The organism is Tsukamurella asaccharolytica (assembly GCF_007858435.1).
GTDB classification, from domain to species: domain Bacteria; phylum Actinomycetota; class Actinomycetes; order Mycobacteriales; family Mycobacteriaceae; genus Tsukamurella; species Tsukamurella asaccharolytica.
Genome location: NZ_VIGW01000002.1, coordinates 203,363 through 218,309 on the forward strand (window position 1 = coordinate 203,363; position 14,947 = coordinate 218,309).

13 protein-coding genes, 2 pseudogenes and 1 riboswitch are annotated in these 14,947 nt (G+C 72.2%); of the genes and pseudogenes, 3 read left to right on the forward strand and 12 right to left on the reverse strand.

Annotated features, from left to right (window positions below; all coding sequences use genetic code 11):
• The first annotated feature begins 219 nt into the window (after window positions 1–219).
• Window positions 220–780, forward strand: coding sequence for a LysR family transcriptional regulator (locus tag FK529_RS04205; protein ID WP_158635044.1), 561 nt, complete (start codon window positions 220–222; stop codon window positions 778–780).
• A 20-nt stretch (window positions 781–800) separates the two neighbouring features.
• Here the strand turns inward: FK529_RS04205 and FK529_RS04210 are convergent, their stop codons facing one another.
• The 5 genes from FK529_RS04210 to dacB are packed head-to-tail and all read right to left on the reverse strand — an operon-like array spanning window position 801 to window position 6,013.
• Window positions 801–2,111, reverse strand: coding sequence for an amidase (locus tag FK529_RS04210; RefSeq protein ID WP_146559777.1), 1,311 nt, complete (start codon window positions 2,109–2,111; stop codon window positions 801–803).
• Window positions 2,108–2,674: a hypoxanthine phosphoribosyltransferase gene (gene hpt / locus FK529_RS04215; RefSeq protein WP_438947174.1), complete on the reverse strand. Its 567-nt coding sequence runs from the start codon at window positions 2,672–2,674 to the stop codon at window positions 2,108–2,110. Before hpt ends, FK529_RS04210 begins: the two co-directional genes overlap by 4 nt.
• Window positions 2,671–3,627 carry a tRNA lysidine(34) synthetase TilS gene (gene tilS, locus FK529_RS04220; RefSeq protein ID WP_193559660.1) on the reverse strand — a complete coding sequence of 319 codons (957 nt, stop codon included), beginning with the start codon at window positions 3,625–3,627 and terminating at the stop codon, window positions 2,671–2,673. The genes hpt and tilS overlap by 4 nt, the downstream gene beginning before the upstream one ends.
• Window positions 3,606–4,652 (reverse strand): zinc-dependent metalloprotease, encoded by a 1,047-nt coding sequence (locus tag FK529_RS04225; protein ID WP_231702914.1) that lies wholly within the window; start codon window positions 4,650–4,652, stop codon window positions 3,606–3,608. The genes tilS and FK529_RS04225 overlap by 22 nt, the downstream gene beginning before the upstream one ends.
• Window positions 4,643–6,013, reverse strand: a complete 1,371-nt coding sequence (gene dacB, locus FK529_RS04230; RefSeq protein ID WP_146559779.1) for a D-alanyl-D-alanine carboxypeptidase/D-alanyl-D-alanine endopeptidase — start codon at window positions 6,011–6,013, stop codon at window positions 4,643–4,645. The genes FK529_RS04225 and dacB overlap by 10 nt, the downstream gene beginning before the upstream one ends.
• Window positions 6,014–6,119: 106 nt before the next feature.
• Between dacB and FK529_RS04235 the strand changes: the two genes are divergently transcribed.
• Window positions 6,120–6,623 carry an inorganic diphosphatase gene (locus tag FK529_RS04235; RefSeq protein WP_146559780.1) on the forward strand — a complete coding sequence of 168 codons (504 nt, stop codon included), beginning with the start codon at window positions 6,120–6,122 and terminating at the stop codon, window positions 6,621–6,623.
• Window positions 6,624–6,726: 103 nt separating this feature from the next.
• Here the strand turns inward: FK529_RS04235 and FK529_RS04240 are convergent, their stop codons facing one another.
• The 6 genes and pseudogenes from FK529_RS04240 to FK529_RS04260 all read right to left on the reverse strand — a co-directional run bounded on the left by FK529_RS04240 (window position 6,727) and on the right by FK529_RS04260 (window position 12,815).
• A complete protein-coding gene (locus FK529_RS04240; RefSeq protein ID WP_146559781.1) occupies window positions 6,727–7,344 on the reverse strand; it encodes a hypothetical protein in 618 nt (205 codons plus the stop codon).
• A 109-nt stretch (window positions 7,345–7,453) separates the two neighbouring features.
• Window positions 7,454–8,791, reverse strand: a complete 1,338-nt coding sequence (locus FK529_RS20480) for a tRNA-ribosyltransferase family protein (RefSeq protein ID WP_231702947.1) — start codon at window positions 8,789–8,791, stop codon at window positions 7,454–7,456.
• A gap of 48 nt (window positions 8,792–8,839) precedes the next feature.
• Window positions 8,840–10,531, reverse strand: a pseudogene (locus FK529_RS20485) (MDR family MFS transporter); the annotation flags it as partial.
• On the reverse strand, window positions 10,528–11,004 hold the full coding sequence (locus FK529_RS04250) for a MarR family winged helix-turn-helix transcriptional regulator (protein ID WP_146559783.1): 477 nt from the start codon (window positions 11,002–11,004) through the stop codon (window positions 10,528–10,530). The gene FK529_RS04250 and the pseudogene FK529_RS20485, both read right to left, overlap by 4 nt.
• A 111-nt stretch (window positions 11,005–11,115) precedes the next feature.
• Window positions 11,116–11,499, reverse strand: a complete 384-nt coding sequence (locus FK529_RS04255) for a hypothetical protein (RefSeq protein ID WP_146559784.1) — start codon at window positions 11,497–11,499, stop codon at window positions 11,116–11,118.
• A 14-nt stretch (window positions 11,500–11,513) separates the two neighbouring features.
• Window positions 11,514–12,815, reverse strand: coding sequence for an aminotransferase class V-fold PLP-dependent enzyme (locus FK529_RS04260; RefSeq protein WP_146559785.1), 1,302 nt, complete (start codon window positions 12,813–12,815; stop codon window positions 11,514–11,516).
• 52 nt (window positions 12,816–12,867) lie between these two features.
• Window positions 12,868–12,980: riboswitch (SAM riboswitch) on the reverse strand.
• Between the two features lie 825 nt (window positions 12,981–13,805).
• Between FK529_RS04260 and FK529_RS04265 the strand changes: the two genes are divergently transcribed.
• A complete protein-coding gene (locus tag FK529_RS04265) occupies window positions 13,806–14,480 on the forward strand; it encodes a copper homeostasis protein CutC (RefSeq protein WP_146559786.1) in 675 nt (224 codons plus the stop codon).
• A gap of 52 nt (window positions 14,481–14,532) precedes the next feature.
• Here the strand turns inward: FK529_RS04265 and FK529_RS04270 are convergent.
• Window positions 14,533–14,874 (reverse strand): annotated as a pseudogene (locus tag FK529_RS04270) (GNAT family N-acetyltransferase); the annotation flags it as partial.
• Window positions 14,875–14,947 lie beyond the last annotated feature (73 nt).

The following is a 14,947-nucleotide window of genomic DNA, read 5'->3' on the forward strand; positions in this document are numbered from 1 at the left end:
GCCCTGAGCGAACACCGCCCGTTCCGCGGACAGCGCACGACGCCGCACACCCCTCAGGTGCTCGATACTCGTCGCGCTCGTCCATACAGAAAAGGAATACTCGCAGTTCCAGGCAGCGATGATCGACTCCACCAGCGGCTATTCACTTTCTGTATGGACGCCGCGTCGCGACACTCGAATGCTCCACACCACCCTTCCGCCCAGCATAGAGTCGCGCGCATGTCTGAGATCGACCAGTTCCGGCTGGTACTGGCCGTGGCCCGCACGAGAAGTATCAGCGAGGTCGCGCAGCTGACCGGGCTGTCGCAGCCCACCGTCACCCGCGCCGTGAGGGCGACGGAACGGCTCGTCGGATTCCCGCTGTTCCACCGCACGCCGGACGGAACCGTCCCCACCGGCGACGCCCCCGCGGCGTTCCGGCGGATCGAAACCATCCTCGAGAACTACGACGGCCTCGCCTCCCTCGACGATTCACCCGTCACCGTCCTGCGGTTCGCGTACCGCGAGGGCGAGCTCCCCACGATCCTCGACAGCGCGATGGCGCACTGGAACCGAGAGAGGATGCTGCCCGCGAAGCTGATCGAATGCGCGGACCCTGTTGCCGAGCTGCAGGCCGGTGAGGCCGAGTTCGCGGTCGCGCCCTATTCGGGAACGCCGTTCCCCGACGGGCTCGGCCATCGGCCGCTGCGGATCATCCGGGCTTCCCGACTCGACCTGGTCTACGCCGACCCACCCACCGGTCCGATCGCCGAGTTCCTCCAGGCCCTCGCCCTCGCGTGACGTGCGCGGCGATGCGGGCCTCAGGCCTCGATCTTCGCCGCGAGCGCGAGGAGGTCCGCCTCGCCCCCGGGCCGGGCGACGAGTTGCACGCCCTCGCCGAGGAAGGGCACCGTCATCGCGGGCCAGCCGACAAGGTTCCACAGCGGCGGGAACGGTGCGAAAGCGAGGCTCGGGAGCGCACTGGCCGCCCACGGCAGCTCGGCGTACCGCCGGGCCGGAGCGGGTCGGCGGGCCAACGCGGGCGTGATGAGGACGTCGACGTCCACGTCGGCGAAGAACCGCTCCAGCGCGCTCTCGAGCCGCGCGGCGTCCGCGGGCCGGACCAGGCCACGCCGTGCGACGGAACGGCCGATCGCCGCATGTCGCCGCGTGCGGGCCTGCAGGAGCGCGGGATTCGCCCCACGCGCGACGATGTCGTCGGCGTCGGCCGCCGCGGCGGCGACCCAGCGCGCGAGCAGCGGCAGCGGCGAGGCGGGGTACGGCACCTTCACCTTCCGCACGGCGTGCCCGCGCTCGGCGAGCCGGTCGGCGGCGCCGCGCACCGCCCGCGTGATCGCGCGCGAGGGGAACGTCACGGCCGAGGGGCGGTTCAGGCCGAGCCCCACACGCAGTCCCGCTCCCTCGCCGACGACGGCGAGCTCCGGCCGCCCGGCGAGGACGGACAGGCCAAGGGCGGCGTCCTCGACGGTCCGCGTGAGCGGACCGTTCTCGGACATACCGAACCAGTTCGTGGACCCGAGCTGCGCCGGCACGACGCCCCGGCCGGGTTTGATCGCGACGATCCCGGTGCACGCCGCGGGGCCGCGCAGCGAGCCGAGCCCGTCGTTGCCGTGCGCGAGCGCGACGTGGCCCGCGGCCACCACCGCGGCGCTGCCGCCCGAGCTCCCGCCCGGTGTCCGCCCCGGTCGGTGCGGATTGCCCACGACGGCGCGGGCATCGTCCGTCATGGCCCACAGGCAGAGCTCCGGGACGCGGGTCAGCCCGATGACCACGGCGCCGGCGGCGCGCAGCCGCTTCACGACGGGGTGGTCGGCCTGCTCGACGGGCAGGCCCGCGCCGCAGGCCTCGGAGACCCCGTCGAGCATCCGGTGACCGGAGACGGCGACGTTGTCCTTGATCGCGATGGGCACCCCCGCCATCGGCAGGGAGTAGCGGTCCGGTCGCGCGTCGACCGCGGCGGCCTCGTCGAGCGCCCGTTCCGAGCGCACCACGCGCCAGCCGTGCACCGCATCGTCACCGATGCGGGCCAGCGCCTGCCGGGTGGCGTCGACGGCGGTGAGCCGTCCCGATCGCACCCGCTCCGCAGTGGCCGCAGCGGTGAGCGGGGTCATTCGCTGTAGACCTTGGGTTCCAGCACGCCGATGTACGGCAGGTCGCGGTAGCGCTCGGCGTAGTCGAGGCCGTAGCCCACGACGAACTCGTTGGGGATGTCGAAGCCGACCCACTTCACGTCGACCTCGACGCGCACCGCATCGGGCTTGCGCAGCAGCGTGACCACCTCGAGCGAGTTGGGCTGCCGCGTCGCGAGGTTGCGCAGCAGCCAGCTCAGCGTGAGGCCGGAGTCGATGATGTCCTCGACGATGAGCACGTCGCGACCGGCGATGTCGCGATCGAGGTCCTTGAGGATGCGCACCACGCCGGAGCTCGACGTCGAGGAGCCGTAGCTGGAGACGGCCATGAACTCGAGCTGGGTGGGCACGGGAAGGGCCCGGGCCAGGTCGGTGACGAACATGACCGCACCCTTGAGCACGGTGATCAGCAGGAGGTCGGTCTCCCGGTCGCCGTAGTCCCGCGCGATCTGTGCCGCGAGTTCCGCGGTCCGCTGCTTGATCTGCTCCTCGGAGAGGACCACCGAGGCGATGTCTCCCGCGTACAACTCACCAGTGCCGTTCACCACGCCCTCAGGATGCCACCTGTCCGGTGCACCTGCAGCCGTCGCCCCGCACTTCCGCCCGGGATCGCCGTCGGCCCCTGCCCGCGCCAGTCGGTGACGAAGGCGTCCACGGCCGCCAGATGGGCCGCCGTCAACGCGCGCGCGCCGCGGCCGGCCAGCCAGGTCCGCAGGGCGCGAACGCGCAGGGCCGCGGGCAGTCCCGCGATCGCGTCCACCTCCAGCTCGGGGCCCGACGGGGCCGGCGCCAGCGCGTCGAGCGCGTCGTTGTCGGCGCGTAGGGAGGCGGCCGTGCGGGCGAGCGACTCGGCCACTCCCCCGCCGAGCACCTCCTCGAGGAGCGGCAGCACCTCGGTGCGCACCCGCACGCGGGTGTACCTCGGGTCGAGGTTGTGGGGGTCCTCCCACGGGCGTAGTCCGAGCTCCGCGCACGCGGCGCGGGTATCGGCGCGGCGCACTCCGAGCAGCGGCCGCCCGTAGGGCGCGGCCCAGGGCGTCATCCCGGCGAGGGAACGCGCGCCGCTGCCCCGGCCGAGTCCCAACAGCACCGTCTCCGCCTGATCGTCGAGCGTGTGGCCGAGCAGCACCGGCGCCCCGGCGCGGGCCGCGTCCAGGGCGGCGTACCGGGCGGTGCGGGCGGCGGCCTCGGGCCCACCGGCACCGTTGACCACGACAGTGAGGACGTCGGCCCGCCGCGCCCCGAGCGCACGCGCCGTCGCGGCGGCGCGTGCGGCCACGCCGGCCGAGCCGTCCTGGAGGCCGTGGTCGACGACGAGGGCGAGCACGTCGAGATCCTCGGCGAGCGCGCCGGTGAGCAGCGCGAGGGAGTCGGCCCCGCCGGAGAGGGCCACGGCCACCGTCGGGCCCGCTCCGTGGGCAGCGTGCCAGGCCCGGACCGCGTGCCGCACGCGCAGCGCCGCCGGCCCGGGGCGGTTCACAGCACCCGGGCGATCCATCGCTGCGGCTCGTCGAGCTCATCGGGCAGCGGCAGCGTCTCGGGCCCGGTCCACACCCGGTTGAACCGCTCCATGCCCACCTCGGCGACCACGGCATCGACGAACTTCTTGCCGCGCACGTACTGCGCGATCTTCGCGTCCATACCCATCAGGGCGCGCAGGATCCGCTGGAACGGGTTCGACGGTGCCGCGCGCCGCCGGTCGAAGGCGGCGCGGATCGACTCGACGGTGGGGATCACGGCGGGTCCGGCGGCGTCCATCACGTGGTCGGCGTGGCCCTCCAGCAGGGTGCCGAGCATGAGCAGGCGCTCGACCGCCGCGAACTGCTCTGGCGGGGCCGCGACCTGGAGCACGCCGATGATGCCGCTGTGCCGGGCGCCGCCGGACAGGGCCTTCTGCATTCGGGCGAGGAGATCGCCGATGGAGCCCGCACCGCCGGTTCCGGCGAGCGCGGCGACGTTGTCCCGCATGTAGTCCCGCAGCCACGGGTGGGCGGCGAACTGCACCCGGTGGGTCACCTCGTGCAGGCACACCCACATGCGGAAGTCCTCGGGCCGCAGCCGTAGGCCCCGCTCGACGGCGAGGACGTTGGGAACGACGAGCAGCAGCTCGCCGCCCGCGACGCCGAAGGGGTCGTACTGGCCGAGAACGGATCCCGAAACCATGCCGAGCATCGCGCCCGCCTGCACGCCCGCGAGGCGGGCGCCGAGGCCGGGGTGCCGCGCGTCCTCGGCTTCGATCAGCGCCTCCATGGACCGGGCCGCCGCGGAGACCCACTCGCGGCGATCCACCGTCCGGGCGGGCGGCGCCGTCCCGGGGGTCGCGAGCCCGGTGACGCGCAGGACGTGCTCCTCGGCCGCCACCGCGTCGGCGAGCAGTTCCTCGGCGGCGCGCTCGCGGGTGTAGGAGGTGGTCGCGGGACCGTCGCCGAGGACGCGGACGACGCGCCGTCCGGACGCAGCAGCCAGCGCCCAGTCCACTTGCGCGCGTGCCGGCTTCGCCTCCTCCATCGCGATCAGCGGCACCCGCAGCCGCGGAGCGCCGCTGCCACGGCGTCCATCGCCGGCCGGGCCGCGTCGACCGGGGTGCCGGACGACATCAGCGTGAAGGTGAGCACGGCGCCGTCGCGCCCTGCGACGTACCCGGCGAGCGTCGAGACGCCCGACAGGCTCCCCGTCTTGGCGCGCACGTAGCCCGCGCCGGGGCGGTTGACGGTGACGTACCGGTCCGCGAGCGTGCCGGTGGCGGCGGCGACGGGCAGCAGGTCCAGCAGCGGCCGCAGCTGCGGCTTGCCGGCGCCGGCGGCCGCGGTGACGATGCCGTCGAGCACCGCCGCGGGGATGCGATTGCCGGTGGACAGTCCGCTGGTGTCCGAGAGTTCGACGCCGGTCAGGTCGAAGCCGGCGCCCCGCAGCGCGCCGATCACGGCGCGGGTGGCCCCGTCGAAGGAGGCGGGCTGGTTCGTGGCGAGGGCGATCTCCCGGCCGATCGTCTCGGCGAGCACGTTGTCGGAGTGCACCAGGGCGTCGTGCAGGCGGGTGCTGAGCGGGGCGCTGCTGACGGCGGCGAGCTGCGCGGCGCCCTGGGGCGCGGTGCCCTCATCGACGGCGGAGGCGGGCAGGCCCAGCGCCGCGGCGAGCGCGCGCCCGGCGGTCAGCGCGGGGTCGGTGACGCGGGGCGAGTACTCGTCGGCCGGCCGGACACGGCCGGAGTCGGCGATGAGCGACTGCACCGGGGTGATGTCGCCGCCGGCGATGTCGGCGCGCTCCCACCCGCGGGCGAAGTCGGTGCCGGTGAACAGCGAGGTGTCGACCGCGATCCGCGTGACCGGCGTCCCGGCGCGGCGCAGTTGCGCGGCGAGGTCGGCGATCTTCGGGGCGTCCGTGAACAGCGACGGGCCGCCCGCGCGGAGCGTGGGATCGCCGGCGCCGACGAGGACCACCTCGCCGGGGACGACGCCCGCGACCACGGTCGTGGTGATCCGCTTGTCGGCGGGAAGCGTGAGCAGCGCGGCGGCTGCGGTGAGCACCTTGGTCGTCGACGCCGGGGTGCGCGGGCGGGCCTCGTCGCGCTGCCAGAGCACCTTCCCGGTGCCGGCGTCGGCGATGACGCCGGTGAGGTCGCCCAGGTCGGGATTGCGCAGCGCGCCGTCGATCTGGCTCGTGATCCCGGCCGCACTCGGGGCGACGGTGCCCGCGACCTGCGTCATCGCCGGGCGGTACCCGACCTCGGCCGGGCGCGGCGGCACGGAGTCGGCAACGGCCTGCCGGTCCCGGTAGGCGCCGTAGCCCAGGGTGGCCGCGACGGCACCGACGACGACCAGCGCCAGCACGACCACGGTGATCGTGAGGCGCACGAGGGTCCGTCGAATCCGGGAGCGTCGCACCGCACCAGCCTAACGGCAGCCCGAAAGCGGGAGCGGAGTGAGCGGTCGGACGGTGATGGCAAAGGGTATCCTCGGCGTGCATGGTTGACGTGAGCGAAGGGAAACAATGAGCGTCGAATTCGAGGTCACCGTCGAGATCGCCAAGGGCTCGCGGAACAAGTACGAGGTGGACCACAAGACCGGCCGCCTCAAGCTGGACCGCTACCTGTACACGTCGTTCGGCTACCCCACCGATTACGGGTACATCGAGGACACCCTGGGCGAGGACGGCGATCCGCTCGACGCTCTGGTGCTGCTGCAGGAGTCGGTGATCCCCGGATCGCTGGTCGACTGCCGCGCCATCGGCATGTTCAAGATGGAGGACGAGAAGGGCGGCGACGACAAGGTGCTCGTCGTGCCCGCCGGCGATCCCCGCTGGGACTCGATCCAGGACATCGGCGACATCGACAAGTTCGAGTTGGACGCGATCGAGCACTTCTTCGTGCACTACAAGGACCTCGAGCCCGGCAAGTTCGTCAAGGGCTCGTCGTGGGTGGGCAAGAAGGAGGCCGAGGAGGAGATCGCCCGGTCGGTCGCCCGCGCCGAGACCGCCGGGTCCGACGCGCACTGACGCAGGCTTCTCCACGTACGAGAGAGCGGCGGCGAGGTCTCCTCGCCGCCGCTTTCTCGTCTCTTTCCGGCCCGGGTCGGGGTTTCCGACCCGGGCCGAGTCGTCAGAGCTTGGCCGCCACCCGCTTGACGACCTCGTCGAACGTGGCGGTGTCGACGGCGCCGTCGGCGCCCGGGTTGGCGTTCACCATCGCCAGCACGCCGTTCTTGGTGAAGTACGCCGACGCCGAACGCGCGGTCTGCCCGTTGGTGGTCCGGGCGATCTCGAACACGAAGCCCTGGGCCCCCGAGATCCCCGCGGGGAGATCCTTGCGGACCGTCGTCTGCGTGAGCGCCTCGCCGAACGAGATCGAGGCGCATTCGCCGGTGCCGGCCGCTTCGAATGCGGACAGCCGCGCCGAGCTGGGGAGCAGTGTCACGCCGAACTTGACCACGTTGTCGGCGGACAGGCTCTGCTGGACCCCGAACTTGACGGTGTCGAGCAGCTCCTGCTGCGCGGCGACGTTCTTGTCCTTGCACGCGGCCGGCGTGATCGCGGCGGCCTGCACCTGACCGACGGACTGCATCGCCGACTGGAACGCCGTGTCGGCGGGCACCGTCGCCACGGTCAGGCCGGCCGGCACCTCGGCCTGGGCGAGTGCCTTCGCCCCGTCGACCGGCGGGGCGTCCCGTGGGGCTTCCGGCGACGACGAGGAGGTTGTGGAATCGCCCCGCCGCCGCACGCGGCGAGCACGAGGCCCGACGCGGCGAGCGCCGCGAGGATGCCGAGGGAACGGGTCGGGTCATTGCGGCGCAACGGCTTTCTCCTGCCGATCGGGGTACCGGAACGCGCTAGACCTTACCGAACCGCCTCAGGAACGACGCGGCGAAGGCCGGGTATCCGCCGTCGCGGATCGCGCGGCGCGCGGCGGCGGCGAGGGACACGAAGAAGTGCTCGTTGTGCAGGGTGCACAGAGTCACGGCGAGGCCCTCGTTCGCGGCGAAGAGGTGGTGCACGTAGGCCCGGGTGAAGGCGTCGGTCCGGTTGGTCCCACCCGGCCGCTCCTCGGCGGGGTCGAGCGGCCGGAAGTCGGCGCGCAGCGACGGGGCCGTGATGTCCAGGACGCCCGTCGACGTGTAGACACGGCCCTCGGCGCCGGCCCGCGCGGGCTCGGTGCCGTCGAGCAGGTCGACGCCCGCCTCGATCGCGGCGAGCAGGTCGGCCGGGCCGGCGATGCCGCCGAGGTAGCGCGGGCGGTCGGTCTCGAGCTCCTCGACGGCGGCACGCAGCAGCGCCGGTTCGTGCGCGGGCGCGGCGATGCCCTCGATCCGGTATCCGCCGAAGCCCAGCCCCCCGGACCGGCGGTCCTCGTCGGCGAGCCTGCGCAGCGCGCGGGCTGCGGACCGTCGACCCTCGGGATCGGCGCCTCCCGTCACGACGGCCCAGAGGGAGAGGGCGTCGTGACGGTCGGCGGTCTGCCAGGCGTGCTCCGCGAGCGCCCGGCGCGCCCACCGCTCCGTCCGTGCGGCATCGTCCGCGTCGGCGAGCGCGAAGCCGACGTCGAAGCCCATGCGGTGGGCGAGGCGCACCGCATCCTCCGGGCCCCACCGGTGCGGCGAGCCGTCGAGTCGGCCTCGGAAGGCGATGCCCTCGTCGGTGATCCGCGTCGTGCGCTGCTCTGCCACGGCGGCGGCACCGGTGTCGGCGATCGTGGGCCCGCCCCAGGCCATCGCGGCGCCGATGCCGCCGGCGCCCTCGATGACGTCGACGCCGGGCTGCAGGTACAGCTCGTGCAGGTCGACGGTCAGCGCCGCGGCACCGAGGCCCGTCAGCTCGCGCGGGGTGAGGCCGGCGATCGCGCCGCGGCTCGCCACCGGGACGAAGGCGGGCGTGGCGATCTCCCCGCGCGGGAGCACCAGGCCGCCGGCCCGCGCGCCGCCGGGGCCGCCGGCCTCGACCGTGAACCGCACGGGGTCGGTGGTGCCGGAGGCGCGCAGCCGGGTGTTGCCGGCGATCGCCCGGTAGCCGGTTCTCAGTTCCGCGAGTTCGGCGGCGAGCGAGGCGTTCTGTGCGCGGAGCTCGTCGATCTCCGAGCGCGGGGCCGGGGGCTGCGCGGGGGTGGACGACAGGGGGACGGGGCCGGTCGGCGGTTCGGTCACGGTCTCCTCCGTCGCTGCTGTGCCCGCCACCGCTGCCGCGGCGGCGCTGGTCTCCGCGGTCTCGATGCTGTCAGGCGTCGCGACCGGGCCGGACTCCGGGGTCGTCGCCTCGATGGCCGGCGCGGTGCGGAGCGGGACCGCCTTCCAGAAGAGCACGAGAAGAAGACCGATCGCGGAAACGACGGCGACGGCGAGGAAGACGACGTCCATCGAGTCCGCGAACCCGGCCTTGAGCGGATGGACCAGGGCGTCGGGCAGCGTCTGCAGCGCGGAGGTGTCGGACATGACGTCGCTGACGGCGCTGGAGTCGCCGTGCATCAGCTTGGCGGCGAACTCCTGTGCGGCCGGGCCGTCGTTGCCGGCCGCGGCGCGCTGGACCGCGGCCATGTACTCCGGGTCTGCGGCGGCGTCGCTCATCCGGGTGCTCATCTTGTTCGGCATCTGGGAGAACAGCACCGACAGGAAGACGGCGACGCCGAGGGTGCCGCCGATCTGCCGGAAGAAGGTCGCCGCGGCGGTGGAGACGCCCATGTCCCTCGGCGGGAGGATGTTCTGCAACGCGAGCGTGAGCGGCTGCATCAGGTTGCCGAGGCCGAAGCCGATCACGGCCGCCCCGGCCATGACCCAGCCGATCTCGACGTCGGCGCTGATGTAGTGCATGCCGAACATGCCGGCCGTGAGCAGCACCGCGCCGATGACCGGGAAGATCCGGTAGCGCCCCGTCCGCGAGATCATCTGGCCCGCGAGGATGGAGCCGAGCATGAGGCCCGCGACCATGGGCAGCATGAGGAAGCCCGCCTTCGTCGGGCTGGCACCGCGGACCACCTGGAAGTACTGAGGCAGCAACGAGATGCCGCCGAACATGGCGGCGCCCACGACCATCGAGATGAGCACGCCCTGCGCGAAGATCCGGTTCTTGAAGATGCGGAGCGGGATGATCGCGTCCTCGCCCATGAGCTTCTCGATCAGGACGAACGCGACGATCCCGACCGCGCCGACGACGTAGCAGGCGATCGCCTTGGTCGAACCCCAGCCCCACTCCTGCCCCTGCTCGGCGACGATGAGCAGCGGCACGAGGCCGACGGAGAGCGCGATGGCCCCGAACCAGTCGATGCGCACGCCCTCGCGGCGCGTGTGCGGGAGGCGCAGCACGCGGTAGACGACGGCCAGGGCGACGATGCCGATCGGCACGTTCACCAGGAAGACCCAGCGCCAGCCGGAGATGCCGAGGATGTTGTCGGCGCCGGAGAACAAGCCGCCGAGCACCGGGCCCAGGACCGAGCTGGTGCCGAACACGGCGAGGAAGTAGCCCTGGTACTTCGCCCGCTCGCGGGGCGGCACGATGTCGCCGATGATCGTGAGCGCCAGCGACATCAGGCCACCGGCACCCAGGCCCTGCACCGCACGGAACGCGGCGAGCTCGTACATCGAGGTGGCCGTGCTGCACAGCAGCGAGCCGACTACGAAGACCGTGATGGCGAACATGAAGAAGGGCTTGCGGCCGTAGATGTCCGACAGCTTGCCGTAGAGCGGGGTGACGATCGTCGAGGTGATGAGGTACGCGGTGGTGACCCACGCCTGCAGCTTGTAGCCGTTGAGGTCGTCGGCGATGGTGCGGATCGCGGTGGAGACGATCGTCTGGTCGAGCGCGGCCAGGAACATGCCGGTCATCAGGCCCGACAGGATGTAGAGGATCTGCTTGTGCGTGAGGCCGGCGCCCGCGGTCTCCACGCCCGCGGTGTCGCCGCGGTCGGCCGTCGCGGCGGTCATTCGCCGTCCCGCATCAACTTGAGCGCCTGCTCGAACTGCACCAGGGCCCGGTTCCCCAGCGTGACGAACTGGTCGATCTCCTCGTCGGTCCACTGCTCCATGAGGGGCCGGAGCTTCTCATTGCGCTGCGCCCGGATGACGTCGGCCTTGGCCTTGCCGGCGACGGTGGCGGACACCAGGGCCGCACGGCGGTCGGAGGGGTCCGCGGTGCGCTCCGCGTAGCCGAGATTGGTCAGCGTGGTCACGTACCGGCTCGCGGTGGAGGGGTCCGTGTGGATCTGCTCCGCGAGCACGGACGAGCGCATCGGCCCGCCCTTCACCAGCGCGAACAGCGCGGTGTACGCCGCGAGTTCGACACCGTCGGGCGCGACTGCGTGGCGCGTCATCACCGCGTGCCGCTCCTTGAGCCTGGTGAGTTCGGCGATCACGCCGACCATCCCCTCGATCCGCTCCGCGCGTTCCTCGTCCGTCATCTCGCCTCCGCAGGTTCCGTCCGGTCACGTCACCGTGATCGGACATGAAAAACTACGTGCAGCGTACAACTATTAGAAGGGCTAGTCGACTCGGGCGAACCGGCTCGCGCGTTACGCCGCCATAAGGGTGGCGATCAGGTCCTTGGTGCGGGCGCCGCCCACCGGGCGAAGCACGACCGCGTCGGCGACCTCGGCGGCGTAGACATCGTCGATCAGAGACTTCAGGCCCGACGGGGTGCCCACGTAGGTGATGCTCTGCGCGCCGGCGCCGCTCGGAGAGTAGCTGGCGCGGGCGTCGGCGGCGTGCTCGTCGATCACCACGTCGACCTCGAGCGCGACCGCGCCCGGCTCCCGCCCGGCGCGCTCGGCCTCGGCGCGGAGGTAGCCGCGCTGCCGCTGCGCGAGTCGCAGATCGGCGGCGCGGACCCGGGTCAGGTGCACGGCCCCGGGGTCACCGTCGACGGTGACTACCAGGGCGGGGCGGGAAGCGGTCATGGTTCCTCCGGGTATCACTTCGCTCGTGCGGTCAGGTCTTCGAGGGCGCGCACCAGGCGACGCACATCGTTCTCGCTCGTGCCGAGGCCCAGGCTCGCCCGGACGGCGCCGTCGTAGCACCCCAATCGGTGAACAACGGGGTGAGCGCAGAACTTCCCGTCGCGCACGCCGATGCCGTACTCCGACGAGAGGAACTGGGCCACCTCGCGGGGCGTGTGACCGTCGACGGTGAAGGCGACGATGCCCACCCGCTCGGTGGAGTCGGCCCAGATCTTGAGGGTGCGGACCCCGTCGAGGTTCTCGATCGAACCCAGCAGGAGGTCGGTGAGGAACCGCTCGTATCGGATGATCGCGTCCTCGCCGAGGCGGGTGATGGCCTCGCACGCAGCGGCGATCGCGACGGCACCCAGTACGTTCGGCGAGCCGGCCTCGTGTCGCGCGGGACCCGTGTGCCAGGCCACCTCGACCGACTTCGACACGGGCGTACCGATCACCTCGTAGCTGGCGCCGCCGCCGCAGCGGACCGGCTCGGCCTCATCGAACCAGTCGGCGCGGCCCACGAGCACGCCGGAGCCGAAGGGCGCGTACAGCTTGTGCCCGGAGAAGGCCAGGTAGTCGACTCCACTCTCGCGCAGCGAGATCCGACGGTGCGGGACCAGCTGGGCACCGTCGACCGCGATGCGCGCGCCGTGCCGGTGCGCGAGTGCCGCGAGCCGGCGGATCGGCAACACCTCACCCGTGACGTTGGACGCGCCGGTCACGCTGACCAGGGCGGCGGGTCGCGCGCGAAGCTCCTTCTCGAGCACGTCGAGGGTGTCCTCGATCGACAGCGGCGCGGAGATCACGCGCGCGCCGATCCGCTTCCACGGCAGGAGGTTCGCGTGGTGCTCGCAGTCAAGGACCACGACCTCGCCGGGGACGCAGCCCGCGAGGAGGTTGATCGAATCGGTGGTGTTGCCGGTGAAGATCACGTGGTCGTCGGCGCGGGCGCCCACGAACTCGGCGACGACCTCGCGGGCCCGCTCGTACCGGGAGGTGGAGCGCTGCGAGAGGTAGCCGGCGCCGCGGTGCACGCTCGCGTACTCGCCGAGCGCCTCCTGGACTGCGGCCTGCACCTCCACCAGCGCCGGGGCGCTCGCGGCGTAGTCGAAGTTGGCGTAGCGGACGGTCGCGCCGTCGCGGAGCGGGGCGTACTCGTCGGCGCCGGTGACGGCGGCCAGCGGGCCCAGCGGCAGCGGCGTGCTGTGGGCACCGGCGACGGGCGACGTAACGGTGGGGGCGAGGCAGACGGTGCGCTCGGTGGTGGCGATGCTCATGAGAAATGTCCTTCGGTATCAGGACGCACGACACCGAACGATGAGTGCCGCGAGTCCGCGCTTGCCGTGCGCGGTTCGGCACGGCCAGGTCGTCACCCGGAGCACCCCACCGCGGAGGAGGGTTGCCGACCAGCGAGCCGGGGCTTGTCACTGGCACTCATGACCTGCGTCGAGAATGCCCTGTCGCGCCGCCCGGCGTCAAGGTTCGAATCAGGGCGACGCGAAACTGCCGGGAGTAGATTCGCCGTGGTGATCGCCTGCTCGCGGGTCTTCTCGTACAGGATGGACGCCCACGAGACCAAGGATTGCTGATCTTCTCCATGTCTTTCTCGTCTCGATGTGATGGTCACCGGTCCGAGAAGCCATGCATCTGACGCATGGGCACCGGGCCGGCGGTGAAGCGACGGCCCGGGTTGCCGCAGGTTACGCGGGCATGCCGAACCGACGGCAGTAGCACTGCCGCAGCGATTCGGGGAGCTTGCGCATATCCATGTCGGAAAGCGTATTCAGCGGCGTATGCGAAGGCCAGTAGTTTTTCGAATACCGCTCGCTGGAGATGGCCGCTACCTGTCTCCGGGCGGCAATCCGCACGCCGGCATGCCGCTCGCCCCACCGCGCCGTCGCGTCTCTGCAGCTCAGCGGCGGTGCCCTTGACTCCCTGGTCATCACCCGAGTACGCGGCACACCGCCGACTCTGTCCTACGCGCGGGGCGACCTGGTACCGACCCGGCGCGGCATCCGAACCGCCCGATTCGGCCTGTGGGCCCTTGACGCCGCCGCCACTGAGCCCGCCGACATCGATGCCCAGGGACACAGTTGCTGAGCAGACCTCGACCTGGACATTTGTGCGACGGCGCCGCAGATCACGGATTCTCCCTGAATCATTTGCGGCTTGCGGCGACGGGACATCGGCGTGTCGCCGACGCAAGCTGCAGAAGATTGATCGCAGCCCGTCCGTGCGTCGTTGCACCGGCCACCTAGGGTGGGCGAATGGCCCTGCTCGAAGTGATCGCACTGGACGCGCGGGATGCGGTCGCGGCGGAGGAGGGCGGGGCGGATCGCGTCGAGCTTGTCGCCGACATGGCAGCCGACGGGCTGAGTCCCTCCCCCGCCACCGTCGCAGCGGTCCGCGCTGCCCTGGACATCCCGGTGCGCGTGATGCTCCGACTCACCGATGGTTTCGCCGCCGGGAACCTCGACGCGCTGATCGGACGCACAGCCGACCTGCGCGCCGCGGGAGCGGAGGAGTTCGTGCTCGGCTTCCTCACCCCCGACGGCGCAGTGGACCTGCCGGCCGTGACAAGGATCGTCGAGTCGATCGACGGCGCGCCGTGGACGTTTCACCGCGCGATCGACCACTGCGCGAACAGGGCTGCGTTGCGCGCAGCCGTCGCAGATCTTCCCGGGCTGGACACGATCCTCACGGCGGGCGCGGCGACCGGGGTCGACGACGGCATCGCCACCCTGACCTCCGAGAATCCAGGACCGCAGCGCGTCCTTGTGGGTGGCGGGCTGCGTCTCGATCACCTCCCGCGGCTGCTGGCGGCGGGGCTGGACGCCTTCCACATCGGCAGCGCGGCGAGGCCGCACGGCTGGGGCGCGCCCGTATCCACCGACGAGGTGCGCCGGTGGAGACAGGCGGTCGATGTGCGGTCATCCGTCTGAACGATCGTGAGGACGAATGACCGAACGTTCCAGCTGCGATGAAGCCGGGGCCTCACTCCAACGCGGCAGCGAGTTGCGCGGCGGTCAGCGGGCGGTCCGAACACACCAGCCGGACCGCCGCCGGATCGGGGTTTCCGGCATCCGGCCCGCGATGGACCTGCGTCAGGCCGACTTTGGCCGCCACGCGCGCTGACGCGGCGTTGTGTTCCACCAGGTACGCGACGATCGGCGTGCCTTGGTCCCGTTCCCGCACGGCATCGATCCCCCGGCGCGCCACCGCCGTCGCGATGCCGCGCCCGTGGACCTCCGCCGCCAGGCGATAGCCCAGGTTCCAGAAAGCGCGGCCGCTCGGACCGCCGCGCAGGTCGCACCCGCCGTACCCGATCACGGCACCGTTCTCACGGACGGTCTACGGCCCCAATCCATCTCGGTCCCACGCCGCGATCCACCGAGACACCATGTCCTGC